The following is a 15785-nucleotide window of genomic DNA, read 5'->3' as shown; positions in this document are numbered from 1 at the left end:
TCCCTCCACTAACGTCAGCCTACCGCCGCCGCGCCGACCCGCCTCGCTCGGCGGCGCGCCCGCTCACGCGAGTACCTGACCGCCGAACACGTACAGCGCCGCGAGCGCGCTCTCGAACGCGACGGTGCCGACCGCCGAGAGCGCGACGAACCGCTTTACCGACATCCCGGACAGCCCGGCCGGAACGGTGAGCATCCCGCGCGTGAACAGCATCGCGTTGCTCAGCGGAACGACGACGGGACCCCAGCGGTCGAACCAGCCGTCGAACCGGTCGAGGGAGTCTTCGCTGACGCGGAACCACGGCCGCGACAGGAGATACTCGCGGCCGCCCCGCTTGGCGACGAGAAACAGTCCGACCTGACCGACGGTCGCGCCGAGCACGGCGACGGCGAGAATCGGAAGCAGCAGTCGCTCGCCGACCAGTACCAGCGCACCGGGGACGAGGAGTTCGCTCGGCGCGATGTAGAGGAGCATCGCGCCCTCCAGCACGAACACGAAAAAGAGGGCGACGAAGGCGAGGTCGGACGCGAGGAGTTCGCGGAGGAAGTCGGGGAGTTGGGCGGTGAAGGCGCTCATGTCGTATGCGTGTTTCGAGCGGAATTATGTTCATTATGGTTTGGATAACGCGGCGCGAACCGACGGGAGCGACGGCATTTTGCCGCCGCCGACCGAACCCGGCATATGGAGTTCACCGACCGCCCCCGCAGGCTTCGAACCGACGGGATTCGACCGCTCGTCTCGGAGACGACCCTCGACGCGACCGACCTCGTCGCGCCCGTCTTCGTGGACGCGACGACCGACGAGCGCGTTCCCATCGAGTCCATGCCGGGCCACGAGCGCGTGCCGGTCGCGGAGGCGGCTGACCGCGTCGCCGAGGTGCGCGAGGCCGGCGTCGAGGCCGTCATCGTCTTCGGCATCCCCGAGTCGAAAGACCCCGAGGGATCCCGCGCGTACGCGCGAAACGGGGTCGTACAGGAGGCCGTCCGCGCCATCACCGCCGAGACGGACGCCTACGTCATCACCGACGTGTGTCTCTGTGAGTACACCGACCACGGCCACTGCGGCGTGCTGGAGGACCGCGCCGAAGACGACCCGACGCTGACGGTCGAAAACGGGCCGACGCTGGACCTGCTCGCGGAAACGGCCGTCTCCCACGCCGAGGCGGGCGCGGACATGGTCGCACCCTCGGCCTCGATGGACGGGATGGTCGGCGCGATTCGCACGGCGCTCGACGACGCCGGTCACGACGAGATACCAATCATGTCCTACGCCGCGAAGTACGAGAGCGCCTTCTACGGCCCCTTCCGCGACGCGGCCGACGGCGCGCCGGCGTTCGGTGACCGACGGCACTACCAGATGGACCCCGCGAACGCCCGGGAGGCGCTGCGCGAGGTCGCCCTCGACGTCGAACAGGGCGCGGACGTGCTGATGGTCAAGCCGGGCCTGCCGTACCTCGACATCGTCCGCGCCATCCGCGAGGGGTACGACCACCCGGTCGCCGCCTACAACGTCTCCGGCGAGTACGCGATGCTCCACGCCGCCGCCGAAAAGGGTTGGCTCGACCTCGACGCGGTCGCCCACGAGTCGCTCCTGTCGATGAAGCGGGCGGGCGCGGACCTCATCATCACGTACTTCGCAGAGCACGTGGCGCGACAACTCGACTGAGACGAGCGGCGAATCGACCGCTCACGACCGACCGGTTCGAGACGCGCACCACGGGACACGATACCGCGGCGCGCACGGCCAAAACACACTTGTCAGGCAACATTTTCCTGAACGTTCGTCCACAGAAGCTCGAAGAATATCAACATCCTTGGACGATATACAACCTTATATGCGTAATATTCTAGCCTATTTTGTGCAGTTGTGGTATTACACCCAAGTAAATTTGACAAAGTCAACCCCACACTTTATGTACTAACTCACCATGAAGCCGAACCGTGATGAAGCACCAGAATCCACACGGATACGGAGCAAAAGTAACTGAACGGTCACCGGAGACCGCATGGGGTGGGCAGTCGTGATACCGCTCCAGGTCGACCCGAGCGTTATCGCGCAGGGGGTCAACTACGTCTGGATCCTCGTCGTCTCGTTCCTCATCTTCTTCATGCAGCCGGGCTTCGCGCTCTTAGAGGCAGGGCAGGTACGCGCGAAGAACGTGGGCAACGTGCTGATGAAGAACATGACCGACTGGGCGCTCGGCGTGCTCGTCTACTTCCTCGTCGGCGCGGGGGTCGCGACAATCGTCGGCGGCCTCACGTCGCCCGGCGGCTTCGACGTCGCCGCCGCGTTCTCGTACATCGGCGACTCCGGCGCGTGGATTGACTGGCTCTTCGGCGCCGTCTTCGCCATGACCGCCGCCACCATCGTCTCCGGCGCGGTCGCAGAACGCATGGACTTCCGCGCGTACATCGTCTTCGCGGCGACCATCACGGGGTTCATCTACCCCGTCGTGCAGGGCCTGACGTGGTCCGGTGGCCTCCTCTCGGGAAGCGGCTACATCGGTGCCGCGCTCGGTGTCGGCTACCTCGACTTCGCCGGTGCGACCGTCGTCCACATGTGCGGCGGCGTCGCCGGCCTCGTCGGCGCGAAGATGGTCGGCCCGCGTAAGGGCCGCTTCGACTCGAACGGCAACAGCCAGCCCATCCCGGGCCACTCGATGCTGCTCGCCGTCCTCGGCACGCTCATCCTCGCGTTCGGCTGGTACGGCTTCAACGTCGGCACGCAGGCGACCGTCCTCGCGGCCACCGACAGCGGCGGACTTGAGTTCATGGGTGCCGCGCTCGGTCGCGTCGCCCTCGTGACGACCCTCGGCATGGGTGCCGGCGCGGTCGCCGCGATGATCGTCTCGACGAGCTACCAGGGCAAGCCCGACCCCCTCTGGATGGCGAACGGCCTGCTCGCCGGGCTCGTCGCAGTCACCGGCGCAGTCCCCCACGTCACGTGGTGGGGCGGCCTCATCCTCGGCGCGCTCGGCGGCGCAATCGTCCTGCCGGCGTACCGCTGGACTGTCGACTCGCTCAAAATCGACGACGTGTGTGGCGTCTTCGCCGTCCACGGCGTCGCGGGCGCGGTCGGCACGGCGCTCATCCCGGTCTTCGCGGTGAGCGGCTTCTCCGGCACCCAGCTCGTGATGCAGGTCGTCGGCGTGGTCGTCATCGCCGCGTGGACCATCATCGCCTCGGCCGTCGTCTTCGCCATCGCGGACGCCGTCTTCGGCCTCCGCGTCTCGGAAGAAGAGGAAGAAGAGGGCCTCGACGCCGGCGAACACGGCGTCTCGGTCTACCCCGAATTCGTCGGCGACGCCGGTCCCGACGGCGCGCTCGGCTCGCCCACGGCGACCGACGGCGGCAGCGACGTCCGCACCGACGGTGGCGTCGAGCAAGACGAGACCGTCGAAGCCAACGGAGGTGACAGCCAATGAGCGACGGAGAACAGGGCATCAAGATGGTGATGGCCATCATCCGCCCCGACAAGCTCTCGGACGTGAAAACCGCGCTCGCAGAGGTTGGCGCGCCGTCGCTCACCGTCACCAACGTCTCCGGCCGCGGCTCCCAGCCCGCCAAGAAGGGGCAGTGGCGCGGCGAGGAGTACACCGTCGACCTCCACCAGAAGGTCAAAGTCGAGTGCGTCGTCGCCGACATCCCCGCCGACGACGTGGTCGACGCCATCGCCGACGCCGCCCAGACCGGCGAGAAAGGCGACGGCAAGATATTCGTGCTCCCCGTCGAGAGCGCGGTGCAGGTCCGCACCGGCAAGACCGGCCGCGACGCGGTCTGAGCGCGCAACTGCGACCGAAGCCGACTGGAAGTCTCCTTTCGCCGCTCTCGTCGTGGTCCGCGCGAGTGCGCACCTGACCGGGGTTCGACGAACACCCCACGCCGTTCTGTTTACTTTTCCGACACTACGTTCGTAGTATTGTGTGGCAACATTTGTTCACTGAGTTCCAACCTTACGTCCTTATACAAGACATACTTCATCTTATATCGGACATACGTCTCTCAGAACACCATTTTGTAGACGTTTGTCAACGCGAACCGTTATATGAACGTCTTGAGATAGCATCTCTCATGGTTCGCGAGACATTCGGTCGCGAATCGAGCACCAATATGAACGACTGTCCAACTTCCCAGCTCGAACCGCTCGCCGGAGGCATCGTATGTTGACACCCTTGCAGACCGACCTCGCCTCGGTCGTCGAAGGCGTGAACCTCGTGTGGGTCCTCACGGTCACGTTCCTCATCTTCTTCATGCACGCCGGCTTCGCCATGCTCGAAGCCGGGCAGGTCCGCGCGAAGAACGTCGCCAACCAACTGACCAAGAACCTGCTGACGTGGAGTATCGGCGTCATCGTGTTCTTCCTGCTCGGCGCGGCCGTATCGTCCATCGTCGCCGCCTTCACCGGCGGCCCCGCGATATCGTCGATTTCCGGCGCGTTCATGAGCCTCTACGCGCCCGACGCCTCGGCGACGACGGCGTGGGTCGACTGGCTGTTCGGAGCCGTCTTCGCCATGACCGCCGCCACCATCGTCTCCGGTGCCGTGGCGGGTCGCGCCCGGCTTCGCGCGTACCTCACGTACACCATCCTCATCGCGGGCGTCATCTACCCCGTCGTCGTCGGCTTCACCTGGGGCGGCGGCTTCCTCGACGCCCTCGGCTTCCACGACTTCGCCGGCGGCATGATCGTCCACGGCATGGGCGGCATCGCCGGCCTCACCGCGGCGTGGATTATCGGCCCGCGCATGGACCGCTTCAAGCCCGACGGCACCGCGAACGTCATTCCCGGCCACTCCATCACGTTCGCCGTCCTCGGCACGCTCATCCTCGCGTTCGGCTGGTACGGCTTCAACGTCGGCACCGCCGCCGCGCCGCTGGCGTACGCCGACGGCGCGGTCACGCTCGGCTCCTTCGCCTACGTCGGCCGCGTCGCCCTCGTGACGACCCTCGGCATGGCCGCCGGCGCACTCGGCGCGGGCGGCGTCGCCATGTACAAGACCGGCAAGGTCGACACGCTCTACGTCGCCAACGGCGTCCTCGCCGGCCTCGTCGGCATCACCGCCATCGCCGACGACATCGTCTGGCCGGGCGCGCTGGTCGTCGGCCTCCTCGCCGGCGCGCAGCTCCCGGTCGTCTTCGAGTTCGTCGAAAAGCGCCTCCGCATCGACGACGTGTGCGCGGTCTTCCCCGTCCACGGCTCCGCGGGCGTCCTCGGGGCGCTGCTCTACCCCGTGTTCGCCGTCCCGCTGTGGCACGGCGGCGCGTCGTTCGTCTCGCTGGCCGTCCCGCAGGTCATCGGCGTCGGCGTCATCGCCATCTGGACGTTCGTCGCCACCGCGGTCGTCTTCGGCGGCTTCCGCGCCGTCGGACAGGTCCGCGTCTCCTCGGACCACGAGCGCGAGGGCCTCGACACGGCCGAACACGGCGTCGACACCTACCCCGAGTTCGGCTCGCCCGACCACGACACCGGCATCCGCACCGACGGCTCCGGCGTCCCGAGCGGGGATGGATTCATGACGACGGGACGGGAGGACTAACCCATGAGTGATGCAGACGTTCCGAACGACGGCGAAATCAAGATGGTGATGGCGGTCATCCGCCCCGACAAACTCTCGGACGTGAAGACCGCGCTGGCCGAAATCGGCGCGCCGTCGCTCACCGTCACCAACGTCTCCGGCCGCGGCTCTCAGCCCGCGAAAAAGAGTCAGTGGCGCGGCGAGGAGTACACCGTCGACCTCCACCAGAAGGTCAAAATCGAGTGCGTCGTCGCCGACATCCCCGCCGACGACGTGGTCGACGCCATCGCCGACGCCGCCCAGACCGGCGAGAAAGGCGACGGCAAGATATTCGTGCTCCCCGTCGAGAGCGCGGTGCAGGTCCGCACCGGCAAGACCGGCCGCGACGCGGTCTGAACGCCGCCGACCGCTGTGTTCGGTCGGTTCGGTCGCGCCGAGCCGTCCCCGGCGTCGTCAGCCTGACGGGCGACGAGGTTATACGCGCTCGGCCGAACGTACCGGTGGCCCCCCACGGGGCGAGAGCCGAACCCACGCGAAACCGTTTTTCCCCTCCGCACCGAGCGTCGTGACGATGAGCGGTGGCTCCACGTGGTGACTGTCGCTGTCCTCGGCGGGCTCGCCGTCGCGCTGTTCGGGATGGCCGCCGTCGGCCTGCTGGCCGACCAACATCTCTCGGACCCCGACGACCTCCGCGCCGACCTCCTCGTCAGCGACGCGAACAAGTGGGCCGTCTTCGCCCTCCTGTGCGGCTACGTCCTCGTCGTCGAGGGACGGCCGCTGTCCTCGATGACCGGCCGCTCGCTGGACCCCCTCGCGTTCGTCGCGGTGGTCGGCGGCGGCGTCTTCGTCCTGTTCGCCGCGAACGCGGTGACGACGCCCGTCTTCGACCGACTCGGCGTCGGCGGCCTCGACGAGGGGATGGCCGGGTTGGGCTCGCTGTCGGTCAGACACCGACTGTTCGTGGCCGGGACCGCCGGCGTCACGGAGGAAGTGCTGTTCCACGGCTACGCCATCGAGCGACTGCTCGAACTCACCGGCAGTCCGCTCCTCGCGGGCGGCGTCTCGTTCGCCGCGTTCACCGCGAGCCACGCCGTCGGCTGGGAGCGCGGCGCGGTCGCCAGAATCGCCGTCCCCGCGCTCCTGACGACGGTCATGTACCTCCTCGTGCGCGACGCGGTCGCGCTCGTCTGCATCCACGCGCTCAACGACGCGGTCGGACTGCTGTTGGCCGGGTCGGTCGAGGACGCCGGCGACGCCGACGGCGCTGACGCGGCCGCGGACGGAACGGCGCGGTAGGTCGTCGCGAAACCGGGGGGACGGTAGTTCGCCGGTGGAAGGCGCTGCCGACCCAGTAAGGTCTTTCCCGCGAGCGGCCGAACCGCCGCGCATGAACCACGACGAGTCAAGGGCGCTGTACGACCGCGCGCTGTCCGTGCTCGCGGGCGGCGTGAACTCCTCCGTCCGGGCGACCCAACCGTACCCGTTCTTCGTCGAGCGCGGCGACGGCGCGCACGTCATCGACGCCGACGGGAACCGCTACGTCGACTACGTGATGGGCTACGGGCCGCTGCTGTACGGCCACGACGCGCCCGAACCCGTCCAGTCCGCGGTCCAGAAGCACGCCGCCGCGGGGCCGATGTACGGCGCGCCGACCGAAATCGAGGTCGAACACGCCGAGTTCGTCGCGCGCCACGTCCCCTCCGTCGAGATGCTGCGGTTCGTCAACTCCGGCACGGAGGCGACCGTCTCGGCGGTCCGCCTCGCCCGCGGCGTCACCGGCCGCGACAAAATCGTCGTCATGCAGGGCGGCTACCACGGCGCACAGGAGTCCACCCTCGTCGAGGGCGGCCCCGACGGCGCGAAGCCCTCGACGCCCGGCATCCCCTCGTCGTTCGCTGACCACACCATCCCCGTCCCGTTCAACGACGAGGAGACCGTCCGCGAGGTGTTCGCGGAACACGGCGAGGACATCGCGGCGGTGCTGACCGAGCCGATTCTGGCGAACACGGGCATCGTCCACCCGGTCGACGGCTACCTCGAAGCGCTCCGCGACGTGACCGAGGCACACGGCGCGCTCCTCATCTTCGACGAGGTCATCACCGGCTTCCGCGTCGGCGGCCTCCAGTGCGCCCAGGGCAAGTTCGGCGTCACGCCCGACCTCACGACGTTCGGGAAGATTATCGGCGGCGGCTTCCCCGTCGGCGCGGTCGGCGGGAAGGCCGAACTCGTCGAGCAGTTCACCCCCGGCGGCGACGTGTTCCAGTCGGGAACCTTCTCGGGTCACCCGGTCACGATGGCCGCGGGCCACGAGTATCTGAAGTACGCCGCCGAAAACGACGTGTACGGGCACGTCGACCGCCTCGGCGAGAAGCTTCGGGCGGGCATCACGGACATCCTCGAAGACCAGGCCCCCGAGTACACCGTCGTCGGCACGGACTCGATGTTCAAGACGGTGTTCACGCGCCACGGCGCGGCCGAGCGCGCCGACGCCTGCGCCGACGGCTGTTCGCAGGTCGAGTCGTGTCCCAACTACGACGCCTGTCCGAAGACCGGCGCGGACGTGTCGAACGCCGAGACCGACCGCTGGGAGCGCGTCTTCTGGCAGGAGATGAAAGACCGGGGCGTGTTCCTCACGGCGAACCAGTTCGAATCGCAGTTCGTCTCCTACGCCCACACCGACGAGGACATCGAGAAGACGCTGGAAGCGTACAAAGCGGCGCTATAACCCGAATCGACGATTCGCCGGCCGCGCGCTGTTTTCACGACTCCGACCCGCTGGCCCGAGAGAGCCCGAAGTACACCGGCAGTCCGAAGACGGCGGCTAGTCCGGCGGTGAGAAACAGCGGGGCGACGCCGGTCGGGTCCGGCGCGAAGATGAAACCGAGCGGGAGCGCGACGACGAACGCGACGCCGAAGGTGAGGGCGAGACGGGCGGACCTGTTCACGTCGGAGTCGTCGTCGCGGAGGCCGATAACTGTTCGGCACTTCGACACGACTGCGAGGCGGCCGAGGCGAGCGAGGACCGTCCGCCGCGACTTCGACTCGGCCCAGCCCGGCCCGAACGCGCCTCACTCGACTCGCAGTCGCGCCTCGGCCGCCCGCCACAGCGGCGGGTAGGTCAGGGCGACGCCGACGCCGAGACAGACCGCCCACGAGACGAGGATGCCGACCGGGTTTCCTTGGAGTTCGAGGAAGACCAACAGCGGAATCCAGACGGCGGTCACGGCGAGGCCGACACCCCAGACGCGGGCGACGAGTCGGAGGCGGAGGGGGCGCGCGAGGAGGAGCGCGAGCGCGACGAGCGCGGCCGCGACGAGGCCGGCGAACCACGGCGGTTCGACGCCGACCGACGAGAGAAACAGGTCGAGGGGCGCGACGACCGAGGTCAGGCCGAACAGGAGGAGGGCGACGACCACGAAGTCACCGACCTGCCGGACGGCCGAATCGAGGGCGGGCATCGTCCGGGTCGTCGCGCGGGGACCGTATCGGTCTTCCGTTCGGATTCGACCCGGCGCGCGGGAGCGAACTGGAGGGCTTTTCAACGCGGGGGCCGGACTGACGCGTATGACTACAACACTTCGCTTGGCGACGCGAGGGTCGGCGCTCGCTCGCGCGCAGGCCGCGAGCGTGCAGGGGGCGCTCGCGGGCCGCCGACTCGACGTCGAACTCGTCGAAGTCGAGACCACGGGCGACCGGATTCAGGACGAACTCATCCACCGGCTGGGCAAGACCGGCGCGTTCGTCCGCGCGCTCGACGAGCGCGTCCTCGACGGCGAGGTCGACGCCGCGGTCCACTCGATGAAGGACATGCCGACCGAGAAGCCCGCCGACCTCGTCGTCGCCGGCGTGCCCGAACGCGCGCCCGCGGGCGACGTGCTCGTCACGGCCGAGGGCCACGACATCGACGACCTTCCGGAGGGAGCCGTCGTCGGCACGTCGTCGCTCCGCCGGCAGGCCCAACTGCTGAACTACCGCGACGACCTCGAAGTCGAGCCGCTCCGGGGCAACGTCGACACCCGTATCGAGAAACTGCTGGCGACGCACCTCCAGCGCGAACACGAGGCCCGCGTCGAAAACGACAAAGAGCGACAGGGCAAGAAGGGCAAGACCGACCACGACGAGGCGTTCGACGAGACCGCCGACGAGTGGTTCGAGGGGCTCACCGAACTCGAACGGCAGGCGCTCGGCCGGAAGGTCGAAACCGAGTACGACGCCATCGTCCTCGCGGAGGCTGGGCTCAAGCGCAGCGGGCTCACCGAGAAGGTGAACTACGAGCGCCTGCCGCGGACGACGTTCGTCCCCGCACCCGGACAGGGGGCCATCGCCGTGACCGCCGCGGACTCGGAGGTCGTCGACCTCATCCGCGACAAACTCGACCACCCGCGGACCCGCGTCGAGACGACCGTCGAGCGGACCATCCTCGCGGAACTCGGCGGCGGCTGTATCGCCCCCGTCGGCGTCCACGCCCTCCTGCAGGGCGAACACGTCCACGTCGACGTGCAGGTGTTGGCGACCGACGGCTCGGAGTCCATCAAGACCTCGCGCGACCTCCCCGTCGGCAACCACGCCAACGCCGCCCGCGAGTTCGCGGCGGCCCTGCGCGACCGCGGTGCCGGCCAGTTGGTCGCCGCCGCCCGCGAGGAGGCCGAGGAGTGAGATGACGGGCGACGACCAGCGCGCGGGAGCCGACGGACACTCGAACGACGACGCGACCGACGGCGACGGCCTCGGCACGGTCCACCTCGTCGGCAGCGGCCCGGGCGACCCGGAACTGCTGACGATGAAGGCCGCCCGCCTCATCGACGAGGCGGACGTGGTGCTCCACGACAAGCTCCCCGGCCCGGAGATTCTCGAGATGATTCCGGCCGAAAAGCGCGAGGACGTGGGCAAGCGCGCCGGCGGCGAGTGGACCCCACAGGAGTACACGAACAACCGACTGGTCGAACTCGCCCGCGAGGGCAAGGACGTGGTCCGCCTGAAGGGCGGCGACCCGTTCGTGTTCGGCCGCGGCGGCGAGGAGATGGAACACCTCGCAGACAACGGAATTCCCTTCGAGGTCGTGCCGGGCATCACCTCGGCGGTCGCCGGGGCCGGTGCCGCGGGCATCCCCGTCACCCACCGCGACCACGTCTCGTCGGTGTCGTTCGTTACCGGCCACGAGGACCCGACGAAAGACGAGTCCGCGGTCGACTGGGACGCGCTCGCCGCGACCGGCGGGACGCTCGTCGTCCTCATGGGCGTCGGCAAGCTCCCGCTCTACACCGCCGAACTCCACGAGGCGGGGATGGCCGGCGACACGCCCGTCGCCCTCATCGAGCGGGCGACGTGGCCAGACATGCGCGTCGCCACCGGCACCCTCGACACCATCGTCGACGTGCGCGACGAGGCCGACATCGAGCCGCCCGCAATCACCGTCATCGGTGAGGTCGCGGCGACCCGCGACCGCGTGAAGGGGTTCCTGCAAGGCGGCGGCGCGGACGCCGTCGCTGAGGCGGGCGCGGACGCGAACCCGACCTCCGGAGGTGCGGGAGGGGACGAATGAGCCAGCAGGTCCGCGCGGCCGTCTTCCGCCCCGACGACGACCGCATCGAGCGCGCCGTCGAACTCCTCGACTCGCTCGGCGCGACCCCCGTCCCCGACCCGATGCTCGCAATCGAGCCGACCGGCGCGACGCCCGAGCCCGGCGCGTTCGTCGTCCTGACGAGCAAGACCGGCGTCGAACTCCTCGACGAGGCCGGTTGGAGCCCCGGCGACGCGGTGCTGTGCTGTATCGGCCCCGCGACCGCCGACGCCGCCCGCGATGCCGGGTGGACGGTCGACCGCGTCCCCGACGAGTACACCTCGGCCGGACTGGTCGACCACCTCGCGCCCGACGTGGACGGCGCGACGGTCGAAGTCGCCCGGAGCGACCACGGCAGTCCGGTCCTCACGGACGGCCTGCGCGACGCGGGCGCGGACGTTCACGAGACGGTGCTCTACCGGCTCGTCCGCCCCGAGGGAGCCGGAGAGTCGGCCGAGCTGGCCGCCGCCGGCGACCTCGAAGCCGCCCTGTTTACCTCGTCGCTGACGGTCGAACACTTCCTCGACGCCGCCGCCGAGCGCGGTATCCGCGAGGAAGCCATCGCCGGCCTGAACGACGCGGTCGTCGGCGCAATCGGGCCGCCGACCCGCGACACCGCGGAATCCCACGGCATCGACGTGACCGTCGTCCCCGACGAGGCGACGTTCGAAGCGCTCGCGGTCGCCGCGGTCGAGACCGCCGCGCCGACGTATCACGAGTGACGTGACGGGAAGCGAGGGAGCGGCGTGACGGGAGCCGAGGCGGGAGACGGCTCGTGGCGCGCCGTCGGCTCGGTCGCCGGCTGGCAGACCGCCGCGAGCCTCTGTTACTACGCCATCTTCGCGGCGACCGGCTTCGTCCGCGACGCGTTTTCGGTCTCCGAATCGCTGGTCGGCCTCTTTCTGACCGCCGGCCTACTCGGCTACACGGTGTTTCTCTTTCCGAGCGGCGCGGCCGTCGATGGCTACGGCGAAAAGCCCGTCATGGTCGTCGGCCTGCTGGCGCTGTCGGTCGCGCTCGTCGGCGTCACGTTCGCGCCGCCGTCGTACCTCCTGTTGTTGGTGACGGTGGCGCTCCTCGGGGCGGCCTACTCGACCGCGATGCCGGCGTCGAACCGCGGCATCGTCGCGGCCGCGCCCGCCGGGAGCAAGAACCTCGCGATGGGGCTGAAACAGGTCGGCGTCACCGTCGGGAGCGGCGCGTCGTCGCTCCTCGTCACCGGCGTCGCCGTCGTCGCGGCGTGGCAGGTCGGCTTCTGGGTCATCGCCGTCTTCGCTGCCGGCTACGCGCTCGTCTTCGCGGCGCGCTACCGCGGAAACCCCGGGACGGGACGGCTCGAACGACCCCGACTCGCCGGCCTCGGCGGCAACCGCCCCTACGTCGCGCTCGTCGCCGCCGGACTGTTCATCGGCGCGTCCATCTTCTCGATGCTCGGCTACACCGTCCTCTACGTGCAGGACGTGGTCGGAACCGGTCCCGCGCTCGCCGGGGGCGTCCTCGCGGCGACGCAGGTGACCGGAAGCGTCGGCCGCATCGGCGCGGGAAGCCTCGCGGACCGCCTCGGCGGGCCCCGCGGCGCGGCCACCGTCGCGCTCATCCAACTGGCCGGCGCGGTCGCGCTCTTTTCGCTCCTCGTCGGAACCGGCGGCTCGCTCGCGCTCACCGTCGCCGTCTTCGTCGCGCTCGGGCTCACCATCCACGGTTCGACCGGCGTCTTCTACTCCTGTCTGAGCGGCGTCGTCGACGACGGCGACATCGGCGCGGCGACCGCCGGCGGCCAGACCGCGCTCAACGTCGGCGGCCTCGTCGCTCCGCCGCTTTTCGGCTTCGTCGTGGAGTCGACGGGCTACGGGGCCGGCTGGGCGCTCGTCGCCGGTTCGACGGTGCTGGCGACCGTCCTCCTGTTCGTCGTCAGGCGGCGAATCTGACGGCGGGAGACGAGTCTTCTTATACCAAACCGCGGCAACCACGCCGCATGCTCCCCGCCGAACTGGAGTGGAAACGAAGGGGTTGCGTGCCCGAACTGCCAGCGTTTATGCCGGAGAGGGCGTGAGTACCACACCAATGGACGGACCCGTCCCCGAACTCACAGAGCACGCGGCGGCCTGCGCGGCCCGCCTCCGCGACGCCGACCGGGTGCTCCTCGCCTCGCACATCGACGCCGACGGGTTGACGAGCGCCGGCATCGCCTCGACCGCGCTCGAACGCGCCGACATCCCCTTCGAGACGGTGTTCTGCCGCCAACTCGACGAGGCCGCCGTGGCCGATATCGCGGCGACCGACTACGACACCGTGCTGTTCACGGACTTCGGCAGCGGCCAACTCGACATCATCACCAAGTACGAGGCGGCGGGCGACTTCCACCCCGTCATCGCCGACCATCACCAGCCCGCCGAGGGCGTCGAGACCGACCACCACCTCAACCCGCTTCGGTTCGGTCTCAACGGCGCGAGCGAACTCTCCGGCGCGGGCGCGAGCTACGTCCTCGCGCGGGCGCTCGAAGCCGAGGGTCGAGACAACCGCGACCTCGCCGCCCTCGCCGTCGTCGGCGCGGTCGGGGACATGCAGGACACGAACGGCGAACTCCGCGGGGCCAACGCGGGCATCGTTGAGGAGGGCGTCGCGGCCGGCGTCGTCGAGGAGGGAACCGACCTCCGTATCTACGGCCGCCAGACCCGCGCGCTCCCGAAACTGCTCCAGTACGCGACCGACGTTCGTATCCCCGGTATCTCGAACAACGAGGCCGGAGCCATCGAGTTCCTCACCGAACTCGACGTGCCCTGCCGCGACGACGACGGCGAGTGGAAGCGGTGGGTCGACCTCACCGGCGACGAGCGCCAGACGCTCGCCAGCGCCCTGATTCGTCGCGCCATCACCAGCGGCGTCCCCGCCTCCCGCATCGACGACCTCGTGGGGACGACCTACGTGCTCTCCCGGGAACAGGAGGGGACCGAACTCCGCGACGTGAGCGAGTTCTCGACGCTCCTGAACGCGACCGCGCGCTACGACCGCGCCGACGTGGGGCTCGCGGTCTGCCTCGGTGAGCGCGACGCGGCGCTCGACCGGGCGCGCAGGCTCCTGCGGAACCACCGCAAGAACCTCTCGAACGGCCTCCAGTGGGTGAAAGAACACGGCGTCCGCGTCGAGGACAACCTCCAGTGGTTCGACGCGGGCGACGAGATACGCGAGACCATCGTCGGCATCGTCGCCGGGATGGCCGTCGGCACCGACGCAACCCGAAACGGGATTCCGGTCCTCGCGTTCGCCGAGAAAGAAGACGGCGAAGTGAAAGTCTCCTCGCGCGGGTCGTACGTGATGGTCAGAGACGGGCTCGACCTCTCGGCGGTCATGCGCGAGGCGTCCCGTGCAGTCGGCGGCGACGGCGGCGGCCACGACGTGGCCGCGGGCGCGACGATTCCGAAGGGCAAAGTCGAGGCGTTCATCGCCGAGGCGGACCGCATCGTCGGCGAGCAGTTGGCTGAGGACGCGGACTAATCGTCGACCGGGTTCTCCCCGAACCGCGCGGGCACCCAGTTTTGACTGTCGATTGGCGGCCGCTCGTATCCGGTATCGTCCTGTCGGGACGGGAGTTCGATGGGGTCGGGCGTGAGGTCCTCGTAGTCGATTTGGTCCAGCAGGTGCGAGATGCAGTTGAGCCGCGCGTGGCGCTTCACGTCGGCGTGGACGACGTGCCACGGGGCCGTCTCGATGTCGGTGTGTTCGAACATCGCGTCTTTCGCCTTCGAGTACTCGACCCACCGAGAGCGCGCTTCGAGGTCCATCGGACTCAGCTTCCACCGCCGCTTCGGGTCGTCTGTTCGCTTCTGAAACCGCCGTTCCTGTTCCTCGTCGCTGATGGAAAACCAGTATTTGACGAGGACGATGCCCGACCGGACGAGCATCCGCTCGAACTCGGGGCAGGTCCGCAGGAACTCCTCGTACTCCTCGTCGGTGCAGAAACCCATCACCCGCTCGACGCCCGCGCGGTTGTACCAACTCCGGTCGAAAAGCACCATCTCGCCCTCTGTCGGAAGCTGTTCGACGTACCGCTGGAAGTACCACTGGCCCTGTTCGCGCTCCGTGGGTTTGCCGAGCGCGACGACCCGCGCCACCCGCGGGTTGAGCCGGCGGGTGATGCGCTTGATGACGCCGCCTTTCCCCGCGGCGTCGCGCCCCTCGAAGACGACGCAGACCCGGAGGTCGCGTTCCTTTATCCAGTACTGGAGTTTCACCAGTTCCTCCTGAAGGCGGTGCAACTCCCGTTTATACTGTTTCTTCTTCAGGACCCCCTCGTCGTTGTAGCGGGGCTCGTCGGCGGACATACGAGAACTGCGAGCGCTGTGACCAAATAGCAAGCGGGGGCGGGCGGTGCGCTCGACGCCGGCGACGACGAACGCCGCGACGGCGACGAGCGGTCTGACCATCCGCCGGAGCAACGGCTGGCGCCAGCGCGTCGATGAGAGTGCGGCGGTCGTACATCACGGGATGCAACCCGGAAAGCGCCTGTCGGGGTGTGCGGCCCGCAATCGCGGCAGACCGAGCTGTTCGACGAGTGGAAATTGATGAAGTATCCACTGTCGAGAGGATTCAACTCGCGTTTGAGTGTATAGTTACCCACATAGATAGTGTTCGACAACCTATCGAGTATAAAAATCGATTGTCCTCAAACAACCCAATCTGGCTATGACTCCCTCGATTCGGATACGGGAGCAG

Annotated in this window: 16 protein-coding genes; 12 read left to right on the top strand and 4 right to left on the bottom strand. The window is 68.7% G+C overall.

Annotated elements, in window-relative coordinates:
- Positions 1–63: 63 nt before the first annotated feature.
- Positions 64–576, bottom strand: coding sequence for a DedA family protein (locus ACSR87_RS08150; protein ID WP_498530134.1), 513 nt, complete (start codon positions 574–576; stop codon positions 64–66).
- A gap of 105 nt (positions 577–681) precedes the next feature.
- On the opposite strand from ACSR87_RS08150, the gene hemB reads away from it, so the two are divergent.
- From hemB to hemL, 7 genes are all read left to right on the top strand, one after another.
- Complete coding sequence (gene hemB, locus ACSR87_RS08145) at positions 682–1665, top strand: porphobilinogen synthase (RefSeq protein WP_405311495.1); 984 nt, start codon at positions 682–684, stop codon at positions 1663–1665.
- A 340-nt stretch (positions 1666–2005) separates the two neighbouring features.
- Positions 2006–3424, top strand: a complete 1419-nt coding sequence (locus tag ACSR87_RS08140; protein WP_498530133.1) for an ammonium transporter — start codon at positions 2006–2008, stop codon at positions 3422–3424.
- Positions 3421–3780 (top strand): nitrogen regulatory protein GlnK1, encoded by a 360-nt coding sequence (gene glnK1, locus ACSR87_RS08135; RefSeq protein WP_498530132.1) that lies wholly within the window; start codon positions 3421–3423, stop codon positions 3778–3780. The genes ACSR87_RS08140 and glnK1 (ACSR87_RS08135) overlap by 4 nt, the downstream gene beginning before the upstream one ends.
- Positions 3781–4159: 379 nt before the next feature.
- Entirely contained in the window at positions 4160–5533 is a 1374-nt protein-coding gene (locus tag ACSR87_RS08130; protein WP_498530131.1) for an ammonium transporter, read from the top strand.
- Between the two features lie 3 nt (positions 5534–5536).
- Positions 5537–5908 carry a nitrogen regulatory protein GlnK1 gene (gene glnK1 / locus ACSR87_RS08125; protein WP_498530130.1) on the top strand — a complete coding sequence of 124 codons (372 nt, stop codon included), beginning with the start codon at positions 5537–5539 and terminating at the stop codon, positions 5906–5908.
- A 192-nt stretch (positions 5909–6100) separates the two neighbouring features.
- A complete protein-coding gene (locus tag ACSR87_RS08120) occupies positions 6101–6808 on the top strand; it encodes a CPBP family glutamic-type intramembrane protease (RefSeq protein ID WP_498530129.1) in 708 nt (235 codons plus the stop codon).
- Between the two features lie 91 nt (positions 6809–6899).
- Positions 6900–8237 carry a glutamate-1-semialdehyde 2,1-aminomutase gene (gene hemL / locus ACSR87_RS08115; protein WP_498530128.1) on the top strand — a complete coding sequence of 446 codons (1338 nt, stop codon included), beginning with the start codon at positions 6900–6902 and terminating at the stop codon, positions 8235–8237.
- A gap of 34 nt (positions 8238–8271) precedes the next feature.
- Here hemL and ACSR87_RS08110 read toward each other — a convergent pair whose 3' ends face one another.
- Both ACSR87_RS08110 and ACSR87_RS08105 read right to left on the bottom strand, forming a co-directional pair.
- Entirely contained in the window at positions 8272–8457 is a 186-nt protein-coding gene (locus ACSR87_RS08110; RefSeq protein WP_239638788.1) for a hypothetical protein, read from the bottom strand.
- Between the two features lie 123 nt (positions 8458–8580).
- Complete coding sequence (locus ACSR87_RS08105) at positions 8581–8970, bottom strand: hypothetical protein (protein WP_498530127.1); 390 nt, start codon at positions 8968–8970, stop codon at positions 8581–8583.
- 124 nt (positions 8971–9094) lie between these two features.
- On the opposite strand from ACSR87_RS08105, the gene hemC reads away from it, so the two are divergent.
- From hemC to recJ, 5 genes are all read left to right on the top strand, one after another.
- Positions 9095–10168 carry a hydroxymethylbilane synthase gene (gene hemC / locus ACSR87_RS08100; protein WP_498531050.1) on the top strand — a complete coding sequence of 358 codons (1074 nt, stop codon included), beginning with the start codon at positions 9095–9097 and terminating at the stop codon, positions 10166–10168.
- A gap of 1 nt (position 10169) precedes the next feature.
- Entirely contained in the window at positions 10170–11054 is an 885-nt protein-coding gene (gene cobA, locus ACSR87_RS08095; RefSeq protein WP_498530126.1) for a uroporphyrinogen-III C-methyltransferase, read from the top strand.
- Positions 11051–11794: a uroporphyrinogen-III synthase gene (locus tag ACSR87_RS08090; protein WP_498530125.1), complete on the top strand. Its 744-nt coding sequence runs from the start codon at positions 11051–11053 to the stop codon at positions 11792–11794. Before cobA ends, ACSR87_RS08090 begins: the two co-directional genes overlap by 4 nt.
- A 24-nt stretch (positions 11795–11818) precedes the next feature.
- A complete protein-coding gene (locus ACSR87_RS08085; RefSeq protein ID WP_498530124.1) occupies positions 11819–13000 on the top strand; it encodes an MFS transporter in 1182 nt (393 codons plus the stop codon).
- A 136-nt stretch (positions 13001–13136) separates the two neighbouring features.
- The gene (recJ, locus tag ACSR87_RS08080) at positions 13137–14567 is read left to right on the top strand and encodes a RecJ family nuclease (protein WP_498530123.1); all 1431 of its coding nucleotides are present in this window, start codon (positions 13137–13139) and stop codon (positions 14565–14567) included.
- On the opposite strand, the gene ppk2 is transcribed toward recJ, so the two are convergent.
- Positions 14564–15394, bottom strand: coding sequence for a polyphosphate kinase 2 (gene ppk2 / locus ACSR87_RS08075; protein WP_498530122.1), 831 nt, complete (start codon positions 15392–15394; stop codon positions 14564–14566). The two genes, recJ and ppk2, sit on opposite strands and share 4 nt — an antisense overlap.
- Positions 15395–15785 lie beyond the last annotated feature (391 nt).

This window comes from Haloferax sp. SDI50 (genome assembly GCF_059802635.1).
Note: the sequence above shows the minus strand (reverse complement) of the source record. Positions and strands in the feature narration are given on the sequence as shown.

Bases quoted from the DNA above. Each gene is read 5' to 3' on its own strand.
- ACSR87_RS08150 (WP_498530134.1), bottom strand. From the start codon at position 576: ATGAGCGCCTTCACCGCCCAACTCCCCGACTTCCTCCGCGAACTCCTC.
- hemB (WP_405311495.1), top strand. From the start codon at position 682: ATGGAGTTCACCGACCGCCCCCGCAGGCTTCGAACCGACGGGATTCGA.
- ACSR87_RS08140 (WP_498530133.1), top strand. From the start codon at position 2,006: ATGGGGTGGGCAGTCGTGATACCGCTCCAGGTCGACCCGAGCGTTATC.
- glnK1 (WP_498530132.1), top strand. From the start codon at position 3,421: ATGAGCGACGGAGAACAGGGCATCAAGATGGTGATGGCCATCATCCGC.
- ACSR87_RS08130 (WP_498530131.1), top strand. From the start codon at position 4,160: ATGTTGACACCCTTGCAGACCGACCTCGCCTCGGTCGTCGAAGGCGTG.
- glnK1 (WP_498530130.1), top strand. From the start codon at position 5,537: ATGAGTGATGCAGACGTTCCGAACGACGGCGAAATCAAGATGGTGATG.
- hemL (WP_498530128.1), top strand. From the start codon at position 6,900: ATGAACCACGACGAGTCAAGGGCGCTGTACGACCGCGCGCTGTCCGTG.
- ACSR87_RS08105 (WP_498530127.1), bottom strand. From the start codon at position 8,970: ATGCCCGCCCTCGATTCGGCCGTCCGGCAGGTCGGTGACTTCGTGGTC.
- cobA (WP_498530126.1), top strand. From the start codon at position 10,170: ATGACGGGCGACGACCAGCGCGCGGGAGCCGACGGACACTCGAACGAC.
- ACSR87_RS08090 (WP_498530125.1), top strand. From the start codon at position 11,051: ATGAGCCAGCAGGTCCGCGCGGCCGTCTTCCGCCCCGACGACGACCGC.
- recJ (WP_498530123.1), top strand. From the start codon at position 13,137: ATGGACGGACCCGTCCCCGAACTCACAGAGCACGCGGCGGCCTGCGCG.
- ppk2 (WP_498530122.1), bottom strand. From the start codon at position 15,394: ATGTCCGCCGACGAGCCCCGCTACAACGACGAGGGGGTCCTGAAGAAG.